This is a genomic window from Halobacillus sp. GSS1, assembly GCF_017307035.1.
Lineage (GTDB): Bacteria > Bacillota > Bacilli > Bacillales > Halobacillaceae > Halobacillus > Halobacillus litoralis.
In genome coordinates this window covers 238,900-255,231 of sequence record NZ_JAFLHE010000003.1, presented here as the reverse complement: position 1 = coordinate 255,231, position 16,332 = coordinate 238,900, and the positions used below count along the sequence as shown (strand labels likewise).

The 16,332-nt window shown below is 44.3% G+C and carries 17 protein-coding genes; 10 read left to right on the top strand and 7 right to left on the bottom strand.

All coding sequences use genetic code 11. The annotated features are described in order from the left end of the window. Positions 1–149: 149 nt before the first annotated feature. Positions 150–1,907 carry a DNA ligase D gene (gene ligD, locus J0K78_RS09695; RefSeq protein ID WP_206946508.1) on the top strand — a complete coding sequence of 586 codons (1,758 nt, stop codon included), beginning with the start codon at positions 150–152 and terminating at the stop codon, positions 1,905–1,907. A gap of 104 nt (positions 1,908–2,011) precedes the next feature. Here ligD and menE read toward each other — a convergent pair whose 3' ends face one another. The 5 genes from menE to J0K78_RS09670 all read right to left on the bottom strand — a co-directional run bounded on the left by menE (position 2,012) and on the right by J0K78_RS09670 (position 8,318). Continuing rightward, a complete protein-coding gene (menE, locus tag J0K78_RS09690; protein WP_206946506.1) occupies positions 2,012–3,568 on the bottom strand; it encodes an o-succinylbenzoate--CoA ligase in 1,557 nt (518 codons plus the stop codon). A gap of 175 nt (positions 3,569–3,743) precedes the next feature. After that, positions 3,744–4,511: a 3-hydroxyacyl-CoA dehydrogenase gene (locus tag J0K78_RS09685; protein ID WP_206946504.1), complete on the bottom strand. Its 768-nt coding sequence runs from the start codon at positions 4,509–4,511 to the stop codon at positions 3,744–3,746. A 2-nt stretch (positions 4,512–4,513) separates the two neighbouring features. Further along, on the bottom strand, positions 4,514–5,656 hold the full coding sequence (locus J0K78_RS09680) for a thiolase family protein (RefSeq protein WP_206946502.1): 1,143 nt from the start codon (positions 5,654–5,656) through the stop codon (positions 4,514–4,516). 11 nt (positions 5,657–5,667) lie between these two features. Further along, the gene (locus tag J0K78_RS09675) at positions 5,668–6,816 is read right to left on the bottom strand and encodes an acyl-CoA dehydrogenase family protein (protein ID WP_206946500.1); all 1,149 of its coding nucleotides are present in this window, start codon (positions 6,814–6,816) and stop codon (positions 5,668–5,670) included. 761 nt (positions 6,817–7,577) lie between these two features. Next, on the bottom strand, positions 7,578–8,318 hold the full coding sequence (locus J0K78_RS09670; RefSeq protein ID WP_206946498.1) for a Cof-type HAD-IIB family hydrolase: 741 nt from the start codon (positions 8,316–8,318) through the stop codon (positions 7,578–7,580). Between the two features lie 212 nt (positions 8,319–8,530). On the opposite strand from J0K78_RS09670, the gene J0K78_RS09665 reads away from it, so the two are divergent. Then, entirely contained in the window at positions 8,531–8,914 is a 384-nt protein-coding gene (locus tag J0K78_RS09665) for a DUF302 domain-containing protein (protein WP_206946496.1), read from the top strand. Between the two features lie 84 nt (positions 8,915–8,998). On the opposite strand, the gene J0K78_RS09660 is transcribed toward J0K78_RS09665, so the two are convergent. After that, positions 8,999–9,712, bottom strand: coding sequence for a DUF421 domain-containing protein (locus tag J0K78_RS09660; protein WP_242517806.1), 714 nt, complete (start codon positions 9,710–9,712; stop codon positions 8,999–9,001). A gap of 153 nt (positions 9,713–9,865) precedes the next feature. On the opposite strand from J0K78_RS09660, the gene J0K78_RS09655 reads away from it, so the two are divergent. From J0K78_RS09655 to J0K78_RS09620, 8 genes are all read left to right on the top strand, one after another. Continuing rightward, entirely contained in the window at positions 9,866–10,123 is a 258-nt protein-coding gene (locus J0K78_RS09655; RefSeq protein ID WP_160910653.1) for a metal-sensitive transcriptional regulator, read from the top strand. Positions 10,124–10,184: 61 nt separating this feature from the next. Then, complete coding sequence (locus J0K78_RS09650; protein WP_146814832.1) at positions 10,185–10,664, top strand: DsrE/DsrF/DrsH-like family protein; 480 nt, start codon at positions 10,185–10,187, stop codon at positions 10,662–10,664. A 16-nt stretch (positions 10,665–10,680) separates the two neighbouring features. Beyond that, positions 10,681–10,977 (top strand): rhodanese-like domain-containing protein, encoded by a 297-nt coding sequence (locus J0K78_RS09645; protein ID WP_206946494.1) that lies wholly within the window; start codon positions 10,681–10,683, stop codon positions 10,975–10,977. Positions 10,978–11,010: 33 nt separating this feature from the next. Then, complete coding sequence (locus J0K78_RS09640; RefSeq protein WP_206946492.1) at positions 11,011–11,574, top strand: sulfurtransferase TusA family protein; 564 nt, start codon at positions 11,011–11,013, stop codon at positions 11,572–11,574. A 44-nt stretch (positions 11,575–11,618) separates the two neighbouring features. Beyond that, on the top strand, positions 11,619–12,749 hold the full coding sequence (locus J0K78_RS09635; RefSeq protein WP_206946490.1) for an MBL fold metallo-hydrolase: 1,131 nt from the start codon (positions 11,619–11,621) through the stop codon (positions 12,747–12,749). Between the two features lie 67 nt (positions 12,750–12,816). Then, positions 12,817–13,047, top strand: coding sequence for a sulfurtransferase TusA family protein (locus J0K78_RS09630; protein ID WP_160910648.1), 231 nt, complete (start codon positions 12,817–12,819; stop codon positions 13,045–13,047). Positions 13,048–13,127: 80 nt separating this feature from the next. Beyond that, positions 13,128–13,904: a sulfite exporter TauE/SafE family protein gene (locus tag J0K78_RS09625; protein WP_206946488.1), complete on the top strand. Its 777-nt coding sequence runs from the start codon at positions 13,128–13,130 to the stop codon at positions 13,902–13,904. A gap of 216 nt (positions 13,905–14,120) precedes the next feature. Further along, complete coding sequence (locus J0K78_RS09620; protein WP_206946487.1) at positions 14,121–14,306, top strand: hypothetical protein; 186 nt, start codon at positions 14,121–14,123, stop codon at positions 14,304–14,306. 91 nt (positions 14,307–14,397) lie between these two features. On the opposite strand, the gene J0K78_RS09615 is transcribed toward J0K78_RS09620, so the two are convergent. Beyond that, complete coding sequence (locus J0K78_RS09615; RefSeq protein WP_206946485.1) at positions 14,398–16,314, bottom strand: LTA synthase family protein; 1,917 nt, start codon at positions 16,312–16,314, stop codon at positions 14,398–14,400. Between the last annotated feature and the right edge of the window lie 18 nt (positions 16,315–16,332).

Below are 16,332 nucleotides of genomic sequence, written 5' to 3'. Positions count from 1 at the left end.
GAAGGCCTAGCCTGAGGAGGCTCACCGCCCGCCCCATGGAAAGCGAACCTTTTCCCGCAGCCCCTAAGCTCCCACTAACATCTTGAAACTGAATCTTCAACTAGAGGGAGCTTTTGTGGAAGAAAGCTGAATAGAAAGGAGATGAGGAAATGAAGCCGATGCTTTTGACAGGGACGACGGAACTGCCGGAGGGAGATGAGTGGGTATATGAAGTGAAGTATGATGGTTTCAGGGCTATTCTCGAAGCAAGCGTAGAAGGGGTCAAGCTTTGGAGCCGGAATGGAAAAGATATGAGCGAACGTTTTCCTGAAATTGTTCAGGTGGATATTCCTAAAAGCCTCCTCCCTATTACACTTGATGGCGAACTGGTCCTATTGAATACTCCCTATCAGGCAAACTTTGAAGCTTTACAAACAAGAGGAAGAATGCGAAGTAAAGAAAAAATAAAGGCTTCTTCTAAACGAAGGCCCGCTACCTTCATGGCTTTTGACAAAATTGAAAAAGGCGCTACTCCTCTATTAACAAGAAAAGAAAACTTGAAGAAGCTTATCGGAAAGCTAAGGCACCCCCAAATTAAATGTATTGATGTATATGAGGAAGTAGAGGACATCCTAACCATCGCTGAGCTGCACTTAGCTGAGGGGATCATTGCAAAAATGAAAAAGAGCAAGTATCAGCCTGGTGACCGCGTAAGACAGTGGCTGAAATGGAAACAATGGAGGACAGTCTCCGGCTTTTTACTAAAGTACGACTCTGAGAACGGGTATTACGATATAGGATTATATAAAGACGACAGCCCTCTCCCTGTTGGAAAGTTTAAACATGGACTGACAGATGAAGAAAGTGAGACACTCCGTACGTTTTTCAAAGAACATGGAAGAAAGAAAAAGGACACATGGCATTTAGACCCCGGCACGTGTGTAGATGTTCATTGTCTAAATGCAGAGGAAGGGGAACTTCGTGAACCCCTCTTCCACCAATTCCGGTTTGACCTTACTCCTGAAGATTGCACAGAATCTAAGAAACAGTGGGATCTTTCCTTGTTTCCTGCTGATTTTGAGCCGACCAATCTGGATAAACCTTTATGGAAGGGTATTGCTAAACAGGATTTTCTCGTTTACATCCGTCAATTAGCACCTCACATGATCTCGTTCCTAGAGGAAAAGAAGTTAACATTGATCCGTTACCCTGATGGGATTTACGAAGAATCCTTTTACCAAAAACATTATCCCGACCATGCCCCGGATTTCCTGAAAATGTGGATGGAGAATGGAGAGCCGTTTATCATTTGCGACCACCTTCACTCTCTTCTTTGGCTTGCCAACCAGGGTGCATTGGAATACCATATCCCCTTTGAGAAGGCTGGTGGTCAAAAGCCCGATGAAATAGTTCTGGATTTGGATCCGAAAGATCGAAGTCATTTCAGTAAGGCCATTACGGCTGCCCAATTATTAAAGCATCTTCTAGACGAACTTGAAGTCAAAAGCTTTGTCAAAACTTCCGGAAATAAAGGCATGCAGATTCATATACCTATTCGCGAGGGGGACTTAAGCTATGAGGAGACTAGGAAAATCACCGAAACGTTGGCGAAACTTCTTGTCAACGAAAATCCCGATCTTTTTACAATAGAACGCTTGAAGAAAAATCGCGGAGATCGTCTGTATATTGACTATGTTCAACATGCAGAAGGCAAAACGATCATTGCCCCGTATTCAACAAGAGCTACTGAAGCCGCAACTGTCGCTACCCCGCTTCATTGGGTAGAGGTGGCAGAAGGTTTGCAACCAGAATCGTTTACGATTCATACAATACCTGACCGAATCGCTCAATATGGGTGCCCTTTTTCTATGTATGAACAGGCCAGGGATCAGCAGCCCATTCAAAAATTGAAGCAATTGCTTCAATAACTTGTCGAATATTGCCCGGGAAATTGAAGGAATATTTTATTGAATAGCCAGTTATATGCATATAAAAGGCTGCCGGTCGTCACCGGCAGCCTTTTATAATATTTTTATTCTGATAATGTTTTGCTTCGCTCACGCAGTTTGAACTTTTGTAATTTTCCGCTGGCGTTACGAGGGAGTTCATCTACAAATTCATAACGTCTCGGCCGTTTGTAGCGGGCAAGCCTGTTTCCTGAAGTACAGAACTCATCCAGTTCTTGTTCGGTGACGCCACTGTCCTTTTTGACAATGTAGGCGACCACCCTTTCTCCCCACAAGTCATCCGGTTCACCAACAACAGCTGCATCCATGACTGCAGGATGATCGAACAAAGCATCTTCGACTTCTCTTGAGTAGATATTTTCACCGCCGGATATGATCATGTCTTTCACACGGTCACTGACCCAGAGATATCCCTCTTCATCGAACGATCCAATGTCACCCGTATGATACCAACCTTTGTACATGGCTTCTTCTGTCGCTTCCGGCCTATTGTAATACCCCTTCATCATACTGGGCCCCCGTACGATAATTTCCCCCAGTTCGTGAGGCTTACATATCTCTTCAGGCTCGGCTGGACCATGCTCATTCGTTCTCACCACTCGCACTTCATGGTTCAACAGCACTCTGCCTGCCGACCCTGCTTTCGTGACCTGTTCTTCTTCAGTAAGGGCGGTAATTGCAGGTCCCATCTCCGTCATACCGTAGGCCTGAAGAAGTTGGACACCTAAGGATTCATGCAGCTTCACAGTCAAAGCCGGGGCCATAGGTGCTCCTCCATAGAGGCCTTGCCTCAACGTCTGGAAATCCTCTTTCGTGAATTCCTCTTGCAGCATCATGTTCCACATCGTTGGAGCTGCAAAGAAGGACGTTACCTGCTCCTCCCTGACCGTTTTAATTACTTCAGGTGCATCAAAGTGGTGAAGCAGAACGTTTGTCGCCCCAATCATCACTCTCGGGAAGAACGCACAATGCAGCTCTGCACAATGGAAAATCGGCGCGACAGTCAATCCACGATCATCTTCTGTCAGTCTCAAACAAGCGGTCATGATGAGCGCTTGATCGACCATATCTCTATGCGTATGGATGACCCCTTTCGGAAGCCCCGTCGTTCCAGAAGTGTACATGATGGCATAAGGGTCGTTCTCGTCCAATTCACACAGTGGTCGTTCGGTTGTCACCCCATCGATTCGTTCATAATAGTTCATCGCATAAGGCAGGTTTTCTTCGTCGATAGACCAAAACTCAATACTTGTCATCTCTTTTGCTACTGGAGCGATTTGAGCAGCCGTCGCTTTTTCAAACACAACCACCTTTGGATCAACGTCTTTTAAAATGAACTCGATTTCTTTTTCCATGAGACGGAAGTTGACCGGATTAAATACCGCTCCAATCTTCATGCAGGCAAACAGCACCGTCGCATATTCAGCTGTGTTAAAAAGGACCGTCGATACTTTATCTCCTTTTTCCACCCCTGAGGCCTTCAGCGCATTCGCAGTGCGGTTGACTTCCTGGTCCCATTCTCCGTATGTCCAGCGTGTACCAAGCCGTAGATCCACCAATCCTTCTTTACCCGCGTACTTCGCCACCGTATGCTCAAACATACTCCTAAGTGTTGGTCCCATTCCTCATCGACTCCTTTTGATTTTTAATAAAATCCTATTTGCCAACGTGCTCGATCCACCTTGAGCTTACTGAACGATCAAATATTGGAGTGCTTCAGCCAGATTATTCTTTGTGAAAAATAAAGCGCACTTTCCTTACCTTCTAAGTACGGGGATCAGACCTGCCTGGTCAACTTTACTTGGGTTGTAATCGAATCGCTCCGTCTAGACGGATCACCTCCCCATTAAGCATCGGGTTATCTAAGATGCTTAAAGCTAACTTCGCATACTCATAAGGCTTTCCTAATCGAGAAGGGAACGGTGTAGCTTTACCCAGGGCACTCCGCGCTTCTTCAGGGAGCTGTTCAAACATTGGAGTTTCAAACAACCCTGGTGCAATAGCCATTACACGGATGCCGTGACGGGCAAGTTCCCTTGAGAGCGGCATCGTCATCGCGGCGACGCCACCTTTAGACGCACTATAAGCCGCCTGACCGATTTGACCTTCATAAGCCGCAATGGAAGCGGTGTTAATGATGACTCCACGTTCTCCATATTCATTTGGCTCATTTTTCTGCATTTTTTCAGCAGCCAGACGGATAACATTGAATGTACCAATCAGATTCACTTCAATGATTTTAGAAAAAGACTCCAGTCGGTGCGGCCCATTTCTTCCAACCACTTTTTCACCTGTTACGATGCCAGCGCAGTTGATGACGGTGTTTACCTGACCAAAGATTTCGGCAGCCGCTTGGAGCATGTGCTCAATTTCATCAGCGGAGGTAACATCCACTTTGGCAAAGAATACAGAAGAGCCTAATTCTTCTGCAAGTACCTCGCCTTTGTCTGTGTTTTGGTCTGCAATCACCACTTTCCCGCCATTTCTTGCAATCTTCCTTACCGTCGCTTCTCCGAGCCCTGATGCCCCGCCTGTCACAATGGCTACCACATTTTTAGAATCCATCGCTATCCCTCCAGCCTTTCAATTACCGTGCCGTTCGCCATTCCGTGTCCTTCACAGATGGCAAGCAGCCCGTACTTACCTGCTGTCCTTTCTAATTCATGAACGAGGGTGGTCATAAGCTTGGCTCCGGTAGCACCTAACGGGTGACCAAGCGCAATGGCTCCACCATTCACATTCAGCTTTTCATGTGACACCCCCGTCTCTTTCATCCAAAACATAGGCACAGGGGCAAAGGCTTCATTCACTTCAAAAAGATCGATATCTTCAAGACTCAGCCCGGCTTTTTGTAAAGCTTTATATGTAGCAGGAACCGGACCTGTCAGCATTAATGTCGGGTCGGAACCGACGACAGCTCTCGAGACAATACGAAAGCGAGGCTTCACCCCCAGTTCTTCTGCTTTCTTCCGTGACATTAAAAGCACAGCTGCAGCTCCATCACTAATTTGACTCGCATTTCCTGCGGTGATTTTTCCGTTTTCCTGAAAAACGGTTTTCAGAGTGGCGAGGGTTTCAACTGACGTACCTGCTCTTGGCCCTTCATCTGATTTGATTACCCTGGAACCAGCCGTGGTCACAGGCATGATTTCTTTTTCAAACCGGCCTTCATCGATGGCCATTAGCGCCCTACGATGACTTTCCGCTGCATAAGCATCAAGCTCTTTCTTACTCAACTGCCACTTGTCTGCAATTCTTTCTGCTGAATGACCTTGATTAATCATCTCGTACTTTGACGTCAACCGTTCGTTGAAAGATGTCCCTTGCATGTTTGAGAACATCGGCACTCGTGACATGCTTTCCACGCCGCCTGCAATGACGACATCCATGTCCCCACACGCAATCGCTTGTGAAGCGAAATGGATCGCCTGTTGACTCGATCCACATTGCCGATCGAGTGTTACTCCAGGCACTTCCATTGGGAATCCAGCAGTCAAGGCAGCAATCCTAGCAATATCCCCTGCCTGCTCCCCCACCTGACTCACACAGCCAGCGATAACATCTTCCACCTCTATAGGGTCGAGGGAAGCCCGTTCGACCAGTTCCTTTAGTACATCTGCTAAGAGAATATCCGGCCTAATTTCGCTGAGACCTCCATTTCTTTTACCCACAGGGGTTCTTACTGCTTCTACGATGACTACTTCATTCATAAATTTCCCTCCTATATTAAGCCCATCTTTTTGGCGATAATTGTTTTCATAATTTCATTGGATCCCGCATAAATCGCCGTGACTGGTGCATCACGGAACCTTCTCGCAATTTCATACTCTTCCATATATCCATATCCACCGTGAAGGTGCATACATTCCATTGCTACCTTTTTTACCAGGTCGGTCGTCCACCACTTGGACATCGACACTTCTTTCACAACGTCCTCACCATTCATGTGAGCCTCAATCGTACGGTCCAGGAATGCCCTCCCGATTTCCACTTCCGTTTGTAGTTCCGCGAGTTTGAATTGAGTATTTTGAAAAGAGGCAATGGACTTCCCAAAAGCTTTGCGCTCCTTCACATAATCAACCGTCAACTCAAGCATCCGTTCACATGCCGCAATGGCACCAATACCTACGATCAAGCGCTCCTGTTGCAGCTGGTTCATTAAATAATAGAAACCTTCGCCTTTTTTACCCAGAAGGTTATCCTTGGAAACGGCTGCATCTTCAAAAATCAATTCTGAAGTATCCTGGCTGTTCAGGCCGATCTTGTCGAGCTTCCTCCCTCGGGAAAAACCGGAAGTGCCTCTCTCAACGACCATCAGACTAATCCCCTTATACGCTGGAGATGCATGGGGATCCGTTTTACACACCACCACTACCAAATCCGCGTGAATTCCATTCGTAATGAACGTTTTTTCCCCATTCATCGTAAACCCCTTGTCGCCTTCTATAGCTGTCGTCTTTATTGAAGCAAGGTCCGATCCTGCCCCCGGTTCTGTCATCGCGATTGCGGTAATACATTCTCCTGTTGTACATTTTGGCAGCCATTTTTTCTTCTGTTCTTCTGTTCCATAAGCTTCCAAATAAGGAACGACTATATCGTTGTGTAAACCAACTCCAATCAATCCCGTCCCTACCTTTTCCATCTCTTCGTTGATGACAACTGAATAGCCGAAGTCTGCTCCAAAACCGCCATATTCCTCATCGAGCCAAGGACATAGGTATCCCTGTTCTCCAAGCTTTCTCCAGAAATCCCGGGGAACTTCCCCTGCCTTTTCCCAATCATCGTAATAAGGATAAGCTTCTTTTTCTAAAAACTTCCGTAAAGACTGACGGAGTATTTCATGTTCTTCTGTTATGTATGATGCCTTCATAATCTTCCTCCCTGAGCATTCTTCGCTAATGGATGTAATTCTCTCTTTACTCCTCCCATTCCTGCCACAAACAGAAAACGCTTACATTTTTATGTATTTAGAAGGATTTCGACATAGTCCATGACTATAACCATCCATCACAATGCGAAAATTGGATATTAAACTAAATGGCAGGTTTCTTGAAGACTCAGTTTCGAGACTTTCCAGGGTTCGTTACCTGGATTGTACGCCAGGGGTGGCTGGGAAGCTACTCGCTTTCCTGCGGGGATGACGGCAAGCCTCCTCGTGCTACGCACTGCGGGGTCTCGCCAGCCAATCCATTCCCGCGGGAGTCTCGCAGCTTCCCAACCACCCCTTTCAGTGTAAGGGAGAAACGAACCCATGAACCAAGTTGGAGGGTCTTTCACTATCCAACTGTTAGAGGTATAAACCGCTGTGGATTAAGCTTTTAAGTGTTATGGAGGTGTTCTATAACCCACTTCCCATAATTATAAGAGCTGACCTTTTGGTAGTGGTTTCGAGCATCTTCCTTGGCAAGGGGGCGGAGGGGAATGGCGAGACTCCTGCGGGAAAAGAGTGCTTGGTGAGACCCCACAGGACGCAGTCCGAGGAGGCTCACCGCGCTCCCGCGGAAAGCGAGCTATTCCCCGCAGCCCCCATCCACTCAACAAAAGTCTCGAAACCGAGTCTTCCACTAAAGGGAGCTTTAATGGAACAGTAGATAAAAAAGAACCAGCCCGGTTTGGACTGGTTCTTTTAAGTTAGTCTATGACTTTTTCAATGGCAAAAGCGACGCCGTCTTCTTTATTAGACGCTGTTACAAAGTCTGCTTCTTTTTTCACTGGCTCCTGGGCATTCCCCATCGCAACGCCGAAACCTGCTTCGCGAATCATTGCGATATCGTTCATGCTGTCGCCTACAGCCATCACCTGATCCATATCTAAATCAAGCCACTGGCAGACTTTCATGAGAGCCGCTGCTTTATTTACACCTACAGGATTGATTTCTATGTTAGTCGGACTGGAGTTTGTGACTTCCAGGTTTTCATTCGCATTGACTTCATCGAGAATGACTTGTCTTACTTCATCATCTTGTATATCAAAGCCGAACTTCAACCAATCGTAATCTACAATCTCCTGGTCGAATGGATTTTGGCTATTGTACAAGCCTTGCACGGTTGAGGACCAAAAATAGAGTCCATGCTCTTTCTTCAATTCCCATAGACGCTCCACATGTTTATGTTCGAGCTCATTTCGTTCGACGAGGTTAAACTCGTGATCATAAATCTCTCCACCATTAATCGTAACGATATAGGAAGAACGACCGAGGTCTTCAGCGATTTTACGGCATCGGGATAAAGATCTTCCTGTACTCAATACAACGTGGATGCCTTTTTCCTTCGCTTTTTTTATAGCTTCCTTATTTGCCTCGGATACTTTTCCTTCATGATTGACGGTGGTGCCATCTAAGTCCAGAGCAATCAATTTGATGTCTTTTGTCATGTGATTCACGTCCTCTCTCTAATGTACCCATTTTAATATAAGGAACTTCCATACACAATTCAAAAGACTACCTGTGGATGCTCCAGTAGTTTTAAATTCAAAAACCTGTTTTCCCCCTCTTCCTCATAGAGGAAAAAGCACTCCGATCTGATGATTAATTTCATACCTTAATGGGTATGGATAAGGAGAACTTATTTTCAAGGAGGTATTTCATGTTTCACTATACGGTAGAAACGGACAAAGGTATGGATGAAGCGATCGAAAGTCTTGAGGCTAATTTGAAAGAAGCAAAGTTTGGCGTGTTATGGAACTTTGACATCAAAGATAAGCTTCATGAAAAAGGACTGGAATTTGAAAAAGAATTTAAAATCTTGGAAGTCTGTAACCCTAAAGAGGCGCAGCGCGTGTTAAATGAAAACATTATGGCTGGCTATTTCCTCCCGTGTAAGATGGTTGTCTATGAAGATGGAAGCAAAACGAAAATCGGTATGCCTAAACCTACCTCTCTTACTCAAATGGTTGAGGATGATAATATCCAAGAGATGGCAAGTGACATTGAAGACCGACTGAAAAAATGCATGGATCAAAGCGTTTAACCATCTAAAAGAGCTGCTAATTATAGCGGCTCTTTCTTAATTTTAATTAACAAGGATTCCGTTTAACCTTCTTACCAAAATCTATCAATGTTCTATGGGAGGTAAAGGCTCTGTCTGTTTATCCTTTAATGTGAAATGGAATTCCCCCTGGCTCGTAAGCGCACCATAAAAGACATCCGATACATTGTGGGTACCCAGGTTCGTATGTAACCACTCCATGTCCCGCCCTGTTCGAGTTAAAAGGTCTGGTTGCAGTTGACCATCCATAATTAGAGGGATATCATAACCCCCACCCCTATATGAAAAACCCATATCTGCACGAGTCACGGCTTCATTAGCGTTTTTCAGTTTAACGGATAGCTGTCCATTCGGTTCGATGATTCCAAGCTCGACACTATTCAGAGCAAATACTTTCTGTTCTCTGAGCATGTGAGTTATGTTATCAAGAGAATAATGGATACGGGAGATGTTCTCTTCCACCATTTCCCCTTCAAAAACCACAATTGTCGGCTCAAACGTCAGCATCTTTCCTATTTGCCTGTTCCGAAGCTTCAGCCATACAACGAACTTTTGTAAAAGCGCAATGGCAATAATTGCTGTAACCGTATGTATATGATTAATCTTTGGATCGGCAATATCTGCCCCGACCACAGAACCTAAAACAAGCACAACTAAAAAATCGAAGACAGGCAATTCTCCAATCGATCGTTTCCCCATGAACAAGCCGACCCCTAAAAGTAAGGGCAAGATGGTCAATATCCTTCCAATCACTTTGAGTGTATCCATCCACATCTCCATATTCTTCACCTCCCCCCTTAGCTTTACACGGGGTATGGCCCCTTATCCAAAAAATACGTGACGGGGTGTTGACATTATACCTAACGGGGTATATTATTAGTCATGTACTGTTCAACAGCGACAGAAAAAAACTTCACAAGGGAGGTCAATTCGATGGAATACAATGACGCAATGAAGAACAGAGTGAAACGTCTAGAAGGTCAGTTGCGAGGCGTTTTGAAAATGATGGAAGAAAATAAAGACTGCAAAGATGTCATTACGCAGCTTTCCGCTTCCAGAAGCGCGATTGACCGTGCGATCGGGCTCGTGGTAAGCTCCAACCTTGTGGAGTGCATCCAGGATGCTGACGATCAGGAAAACAAAGAAGCTTCGATTAACGAAGCTGTTCAGTTGCTTGTCAAAAGCAGATAAATTTTTTTACAATAAAATATACCCATACACGTATAACTATATACTATTAGGAGGATGAAACATGTCTGAAACAAAAAAGACGAATATTATTTTATTCAGCGGGGATTATGATAAAGCAATGGCTGCCTATATCATTGCAAACGGAGCAGCCGCCTACGATCACGAAGTTACGATTTTCCACACATTCTGGGGGCTGAATGCTCTACGTAAGGATGAAAACATTCAAGTGAAAAAAGGCTTCATGGAGAAAATGTTTGGTAAAATGATGCCGCGTGGAGCAGATAAGATGGGCATTTCCAAGATGAATTTCGCTGGATTCGGTCCTAAGATGATCAAAGACGTTATGAAAAAACACAATGCGATGCCATTGCCTGATCTTATTGATATGGCTCAAGAACAGGAAATCAACTTGGTCGCATGTACAATGACGATGGACCTACTAGGATTGCAAAAAGAAGAATTGCTTGATGACATTCAATACGCAGGCGTTGCTGCCTACCTTGCAGATGCAGAAGACGGCAATGTTAACCTGTTTATCTAATTAGGAGGTATCATTTATGAAAACAATGACTGCTAAAGAAGTAGAACAAAAACTATCTGAAGGTAAAGAACTAAACATTATCGATGTCCGTGAAGACGAGGAAGTCGCTGAAGGAATGATTCCTGGTGCGAAACACATCGCTCTAGGGACTGTCGAAGAGCGCGCAGATGAATTGGATAAGGATAAATCTTATATCATGGTTTGTCGTTCCGGTGGCCGCAGTGGCCGTGCATCACAAATTCTTGAAGATAAAGGATTCGATGTGACGAACATGGAAGGCGGCATGATGAGCTGGGAAGGTCCAACGAAATAAATCCCCCTATAAGGGTAGAGGAGGAATGTAAGAATGGAACTGAAAACAGATCTTACGTTAGATGCCAAAGGATTAGCATGTCCCATGCCAATTGTGAAGACAAAGAAAACCATGAAGGACATTGATGCTGGGCAGGTCCTTGAAATTCAAGCCACTGATAAAGGATCTAAAGCAGATCTTGAAGCATGGGCGAAAAGTGCAGGTCATCAGTACTTGGGTACGATCGAAGAGGGAGACGTGCTCAAGCACTATGTCCGCAAATCAAGCAGCGAAGAAGAGCAAGAAAAAAAACACCCGCATGTTGTAAATAATGAAGATTTGAATGCACTTCGCAAAAACGATGACGTCCTTGTCTTAGATGTGCGCGAATCTGCTGAATATGCTTTTGGGCATATCCCTGAAGCAACATCTATTCCACTTGGTGAACTTGAGAAGCGTGCAGACGAACTGGATCGTACGAAAAACGTTTATATCGTTTGCCGCACCGGAACCCGTAGTGATCTTGCTGCACAAAAGCTGACAGCAAAAGGTTTTGAGAATGTTTACAATGTTGTTCCAGGCATGAGTGGCTGGGATGGCGAAACGACGAAGCTTTAATTCTATATTTTTTTACTAAAATTAATACCCTAGGAGGTAATAAGATGGCTGTTAAAAACATGACGGTAAAAGAAATCACTAATAAAGTGTTGAACAATGAAGAGCTATTCCTTCTTGATGTACGAACAGAAGATGCGTACCAAGACTGGAAAATCGAAGGCGACAACTTTTCTTACTTGAACGTTCCTTATTTCGATCTCCTTGATGGTGTCGAAGAAATCGCAGATCAACTGCCAAAAGATCAAGAGATTGCAGTCGTTTGTGCCAAAGGCGGATCATCCCAAATGGTTGCTGAAATGCTTGTAGAAGAAGGATTCAAAAATGTTTACTCCGTAGAAGGCGGAATGAAAGCCTGGAGTGAGCACTTGGAGCCGATCAAAGTCAATGACCTTAAAGATGGCGGCGAGCTATATCAGTTCGTACGTATCGGTAAAGGCTGCCTTTCCTACATGGTTGTATCTAACGGGGAAGCAGCAATCATCGACTCTACAAGAATGACAGATGTTTATGTTGATTTCGCTAAAGAACTTGGCGTGAAAATCACTAACGTCTTCGATACGCACCTGCACGCCGATCACATTTCCGGTGGACGCAAAATCGCTGAACAAACAGGTGCGACGTACTGGCTGCCTCCAGAAGATGCTGGTGAAGTGACATTCGATTACCAACCACTTCGTGATGGAGACCATGTCACTGTAGGAAATACGAACATCGATATTCATGCGTTGTATTCTCCCGGCCATACGAAAGGATCGACTTCTTTCGTCGTGGATGATCAATACTTGATGACAGGCGACATCCTGTTCATCGACTCTATCGGACGTCCAGACCTTGCTGGTAAGGCCGATGATTGGGTGATGGATTTGAGAGAAACCCTTTATACACGATATAAAGAGCTTTCTGACGAGCTGATCGTCCTTCCTGCTCACTTCATGATCATGGATGAGTTGAACGAAGACGGTACCGTCGCTGAAAAGCTGGGTACTCTTTTTGAAAAGAACCACGGCTTGAACATCGATGATCAAGAGGAGTTCAGAAAAATGGTGACAGAGAATCTGCCACCTCAACCGAATGCTTATCAGGAAATCCGTGAAACAAACATGGGTAAAATCAGCCCGGACAATGAAGAACAGCGTGAAATGGAAATCGGCCCAAACCGTTGTGCCGTAAGATAAAAACTCATGAGCCCGGGGAATGCGGGCTCTCCCTAATCAATCATTTAACATTTGGAGGTATTCAATTATGAACGTAACAAAAACACTTGATGCAAAAGGACTGGCTTGCCCAATGCCAATCGTGAAAACAAAGAAAGCGATGAAAGACATCGAAGCTGGAGAAGTTCTTGAAATCCACGCAACAGACCAAGGAGCAAAAGCAGACTTGACCGCATGGGCGAAGTCCGGTGGCCATGAACTTCTACAAACAGAAGAAGACAATGGCGTATTCAAGTTCTGGATTAAAAAAGGAGAATAATCAGGATTCACCTGATTAAAAACATTATGGAATAAAGGGAACCTGAAGCGGTTCCCTTTTTTATAGGAGGTTGACAGACTATGGAATTCGGACTAATCATTACGATCTTTCTTATCGGCTTCATAGGTTCTTATATATCCGGAATGCTCGGAATCGGCGGTTCCATCATCAAATATCCCATGCTTCTTTATATTCCGCCTCTTGTAGGCTTTACAGCTTTCACTGCCCATGAAGTATCCGGCATCAGTGCTGTGCAGGTCTTTTTCGCAACCATTGGTGGTGTATGGGCCTACCGTAAAGGCGGATACCTGAACAAAACGCTCATTATATATATGGGTGTCAGTATTTTGATCGGCAGCTTTATAGGTGGATATGGATCAAGGTTCATGTCTGAGGACGGCATCAATATTGTTTACGGAATTCTTGCGTTAATTGCGACGGTGATGATGTTCGTACCGAAAAAAGGTATTGATGACAAGCCGTTGGATGAGGTCACCTTTAACAAATCTCTAGCTGCTATTCTAGCTCTTATCGTAGGAGTAGGAGCAGGAATTGTCGGTGCGGCAGGAGCTTTCTTGTTAGTACCAATCATGCTTGTCGTGCTTAAGATACCGACAAGAATGACCATTGCCTCTTCTCTTGCAATTACGTTGATTTCATCCATTGGAGCAACAGTCGGAAAAGTGACGACAGGGCAGGTCGAATACTTCCCTGCAGCGATTATGGTTGTGGCAAGTTTGATTGCTGCACCACTCGGAGCGATGGCTGGTAAAAAAGTAAATACAAAGATCCTACAGACCGTCCTAGCCTTATTGATCTTGGGGACAACAATCAAAGTCTGGCTGGATATCTTTTAATACTGGCATACAAAAAGAGCAGACCACTGTGAAGTGTCTGCTCTTTATCTATGCTGAATTCCGGATCCTTCCCATTACCACACTCTCTCCAAGCTTTATTTTCAATGTTTATTTTTACATAAAATGGATTAATTTACAGAGGGATGGGTACAGAATAAAGAGATAGGAGGGAAGGGAAGGGAAGGGAAGGGAAGGGAAGGGAAGGGAAGGGAAGAGATGAGCTCAAGATGGAAGGTATTCATCTTCATCATGGCCGGGTTGATTTTAATTGGTTTTTTCATTTATGACTTCATATCAGGGGATATTGGTTACAGAACGGGGAAATTAGCCGTCGTCATATTCTTTGTCATTTACATTCTCTACACGTTTTTCTCTAAGAATAAAAAAAGTGAGCTGGATTAGATCAGCAGGGCCTTATTAGAGTCCACTGTCCTCCATGATAGGTACCACCACATAGAAAACCCTCTCTCCTTTAAAGGAGAGAGGGTTTTGCTTATTTTTCTTGTTTATTTTGGTTTGGTTCAGTACTCTCGCTTTGGACCATCTCTGTTTCATCCAGGTAACGCAGCAAGTCACCATAGATGATGGAATCAGACATCTCCAATTCCTCCTGGGCCTTCTCAAACCCTTCATTACAAAGATCAGCTTCCAGCTCTTCTCCTGTCTCACGATCATAACAAGTTCCTTGAATACCTACATATTCTTCGCTTGCAAAGTTACCATCACGAGTGATCATCAATTGACGGCGATCCTTATCAAGAAGGTCGTGTCCAAATTGTATAGGGTTATCATCTTGAATTCCCAGCAAATTGGTCAATGTTGGACGTAGGTCAACTTGACCACCAACCGTATGGTTTTTCTCAGCGTCAATTCCTTTTCCGTAAATCAACATCGGAACACGCTGCAACTGAAATTGTTCGTAGTCGTTAATCTCTTTATCCAGGTACTCACCCATCGCTTTTTGGTGATTTTCAGAAATTCCGAAGTGGTCACCATACATGACGAGGATGGTATCATCATAAAGCTCTGAATTCTTGAATTCTTCAACGAACTTCTTCAAAGCTTCATCCTGATAACGTATGGTTTGGAAGTAACGGTTCAACGTACCACTGCCCGTCTCTCCTTCTTCGATGAGCTTTTGTTCCTCAGGAAGAGTGAATGGATAATGGTTTGTCAACGTAATCAACTTCGAGTAGAAAGGTTTGTCCATTTCTTTCATCTTGCTCAATGAATCTTCGAAGAAGTATTCATCCAAATACCCCCAGCCATGAGATTTTTCCGGGGTGACCACATAGTCTTCCTTGGAAAAATATTCATCGTAGCCTAAGGAGTCATACATCACATTACGATTCCAGAATGTCTTATCATTCGCGTGCATGGAGTTGGTAAAATAACCATTCTCTCCAAGTAAACCTGGAAGTCCTTCATATTCATTCGATGAATGAGTGAAGAAAACCGCGCCGCGGTTCAATGGATACATGGAGTTCGCAAGTAAAAACTCAGAGTCTGACGTACGTCCCTGCTTCACTTGGTGATAGAAATTATCAAAGTAGATTCCTTCTTCTTTCAGGTCATTGAAGTAAGGAGTCAATTCTTCGCCGTGCAACGTATTGTCGACAACGAAGGTCTGTGTACTTTCAAGAGAAAGTACAATGACGTTTTTACCTTCTGCGACACCTTCCAAACGATCGCTGTCCTCCGATTTATTTTCATTCAAGTAGTTGATGACCGGTACAAGTTCGTTACTATCCGCCAGCGTCTTTTTCATCTCGGTTTTACCCTGCAACACCACATCATAGACATGGTAATTGATGACACCAATATACTTAACGAGCATATTACGATCGAACGTACGCTCTAAGAGATCTGTTCGTTCCTGCTCTGCCCACTGCAGGTTAATCATGAACAAAGGAATAGCAACAATAGCAAGAACGATACCCTCCCAGCGCTTTGGCTTGAATACCTGGAAGCGTGAGGGTTTCAAGTAGAATAATAGAAAAGCTGCAATGAGAACATCGACAAACAGCAAAGCATCGACCGGACTCATAATCGTCGTGATACTGCCTCCGAGGTCCGCGAGGTTTGCTACCTGGTTTAACATCGGGATCGTAATGAAATCATTGTATTCTCTATAAAAGAGAACATTTACGTATAAAAGAATGGAGCCTAAGATATAGGAAAAGAACATCCCCCGACGTCCGGCAAGCAAAATCCCCAGTCCAAAGATGAGAAAGATACTGCTCAGTGGATTGAATGCCAGAATGTTTGCTTCATTGGAATTCTCCACATTCAGTGAAAAGATGCTTGTTTGTATATAATTCATTTTCAACCAAAAAAGACCGATTACAAATAAGTAGACTAGTAGTTTTAAACCAGTTTTTTTATTAATATATTTATTGTTTGTAAACATTGTAAAACCTCCGTTAAT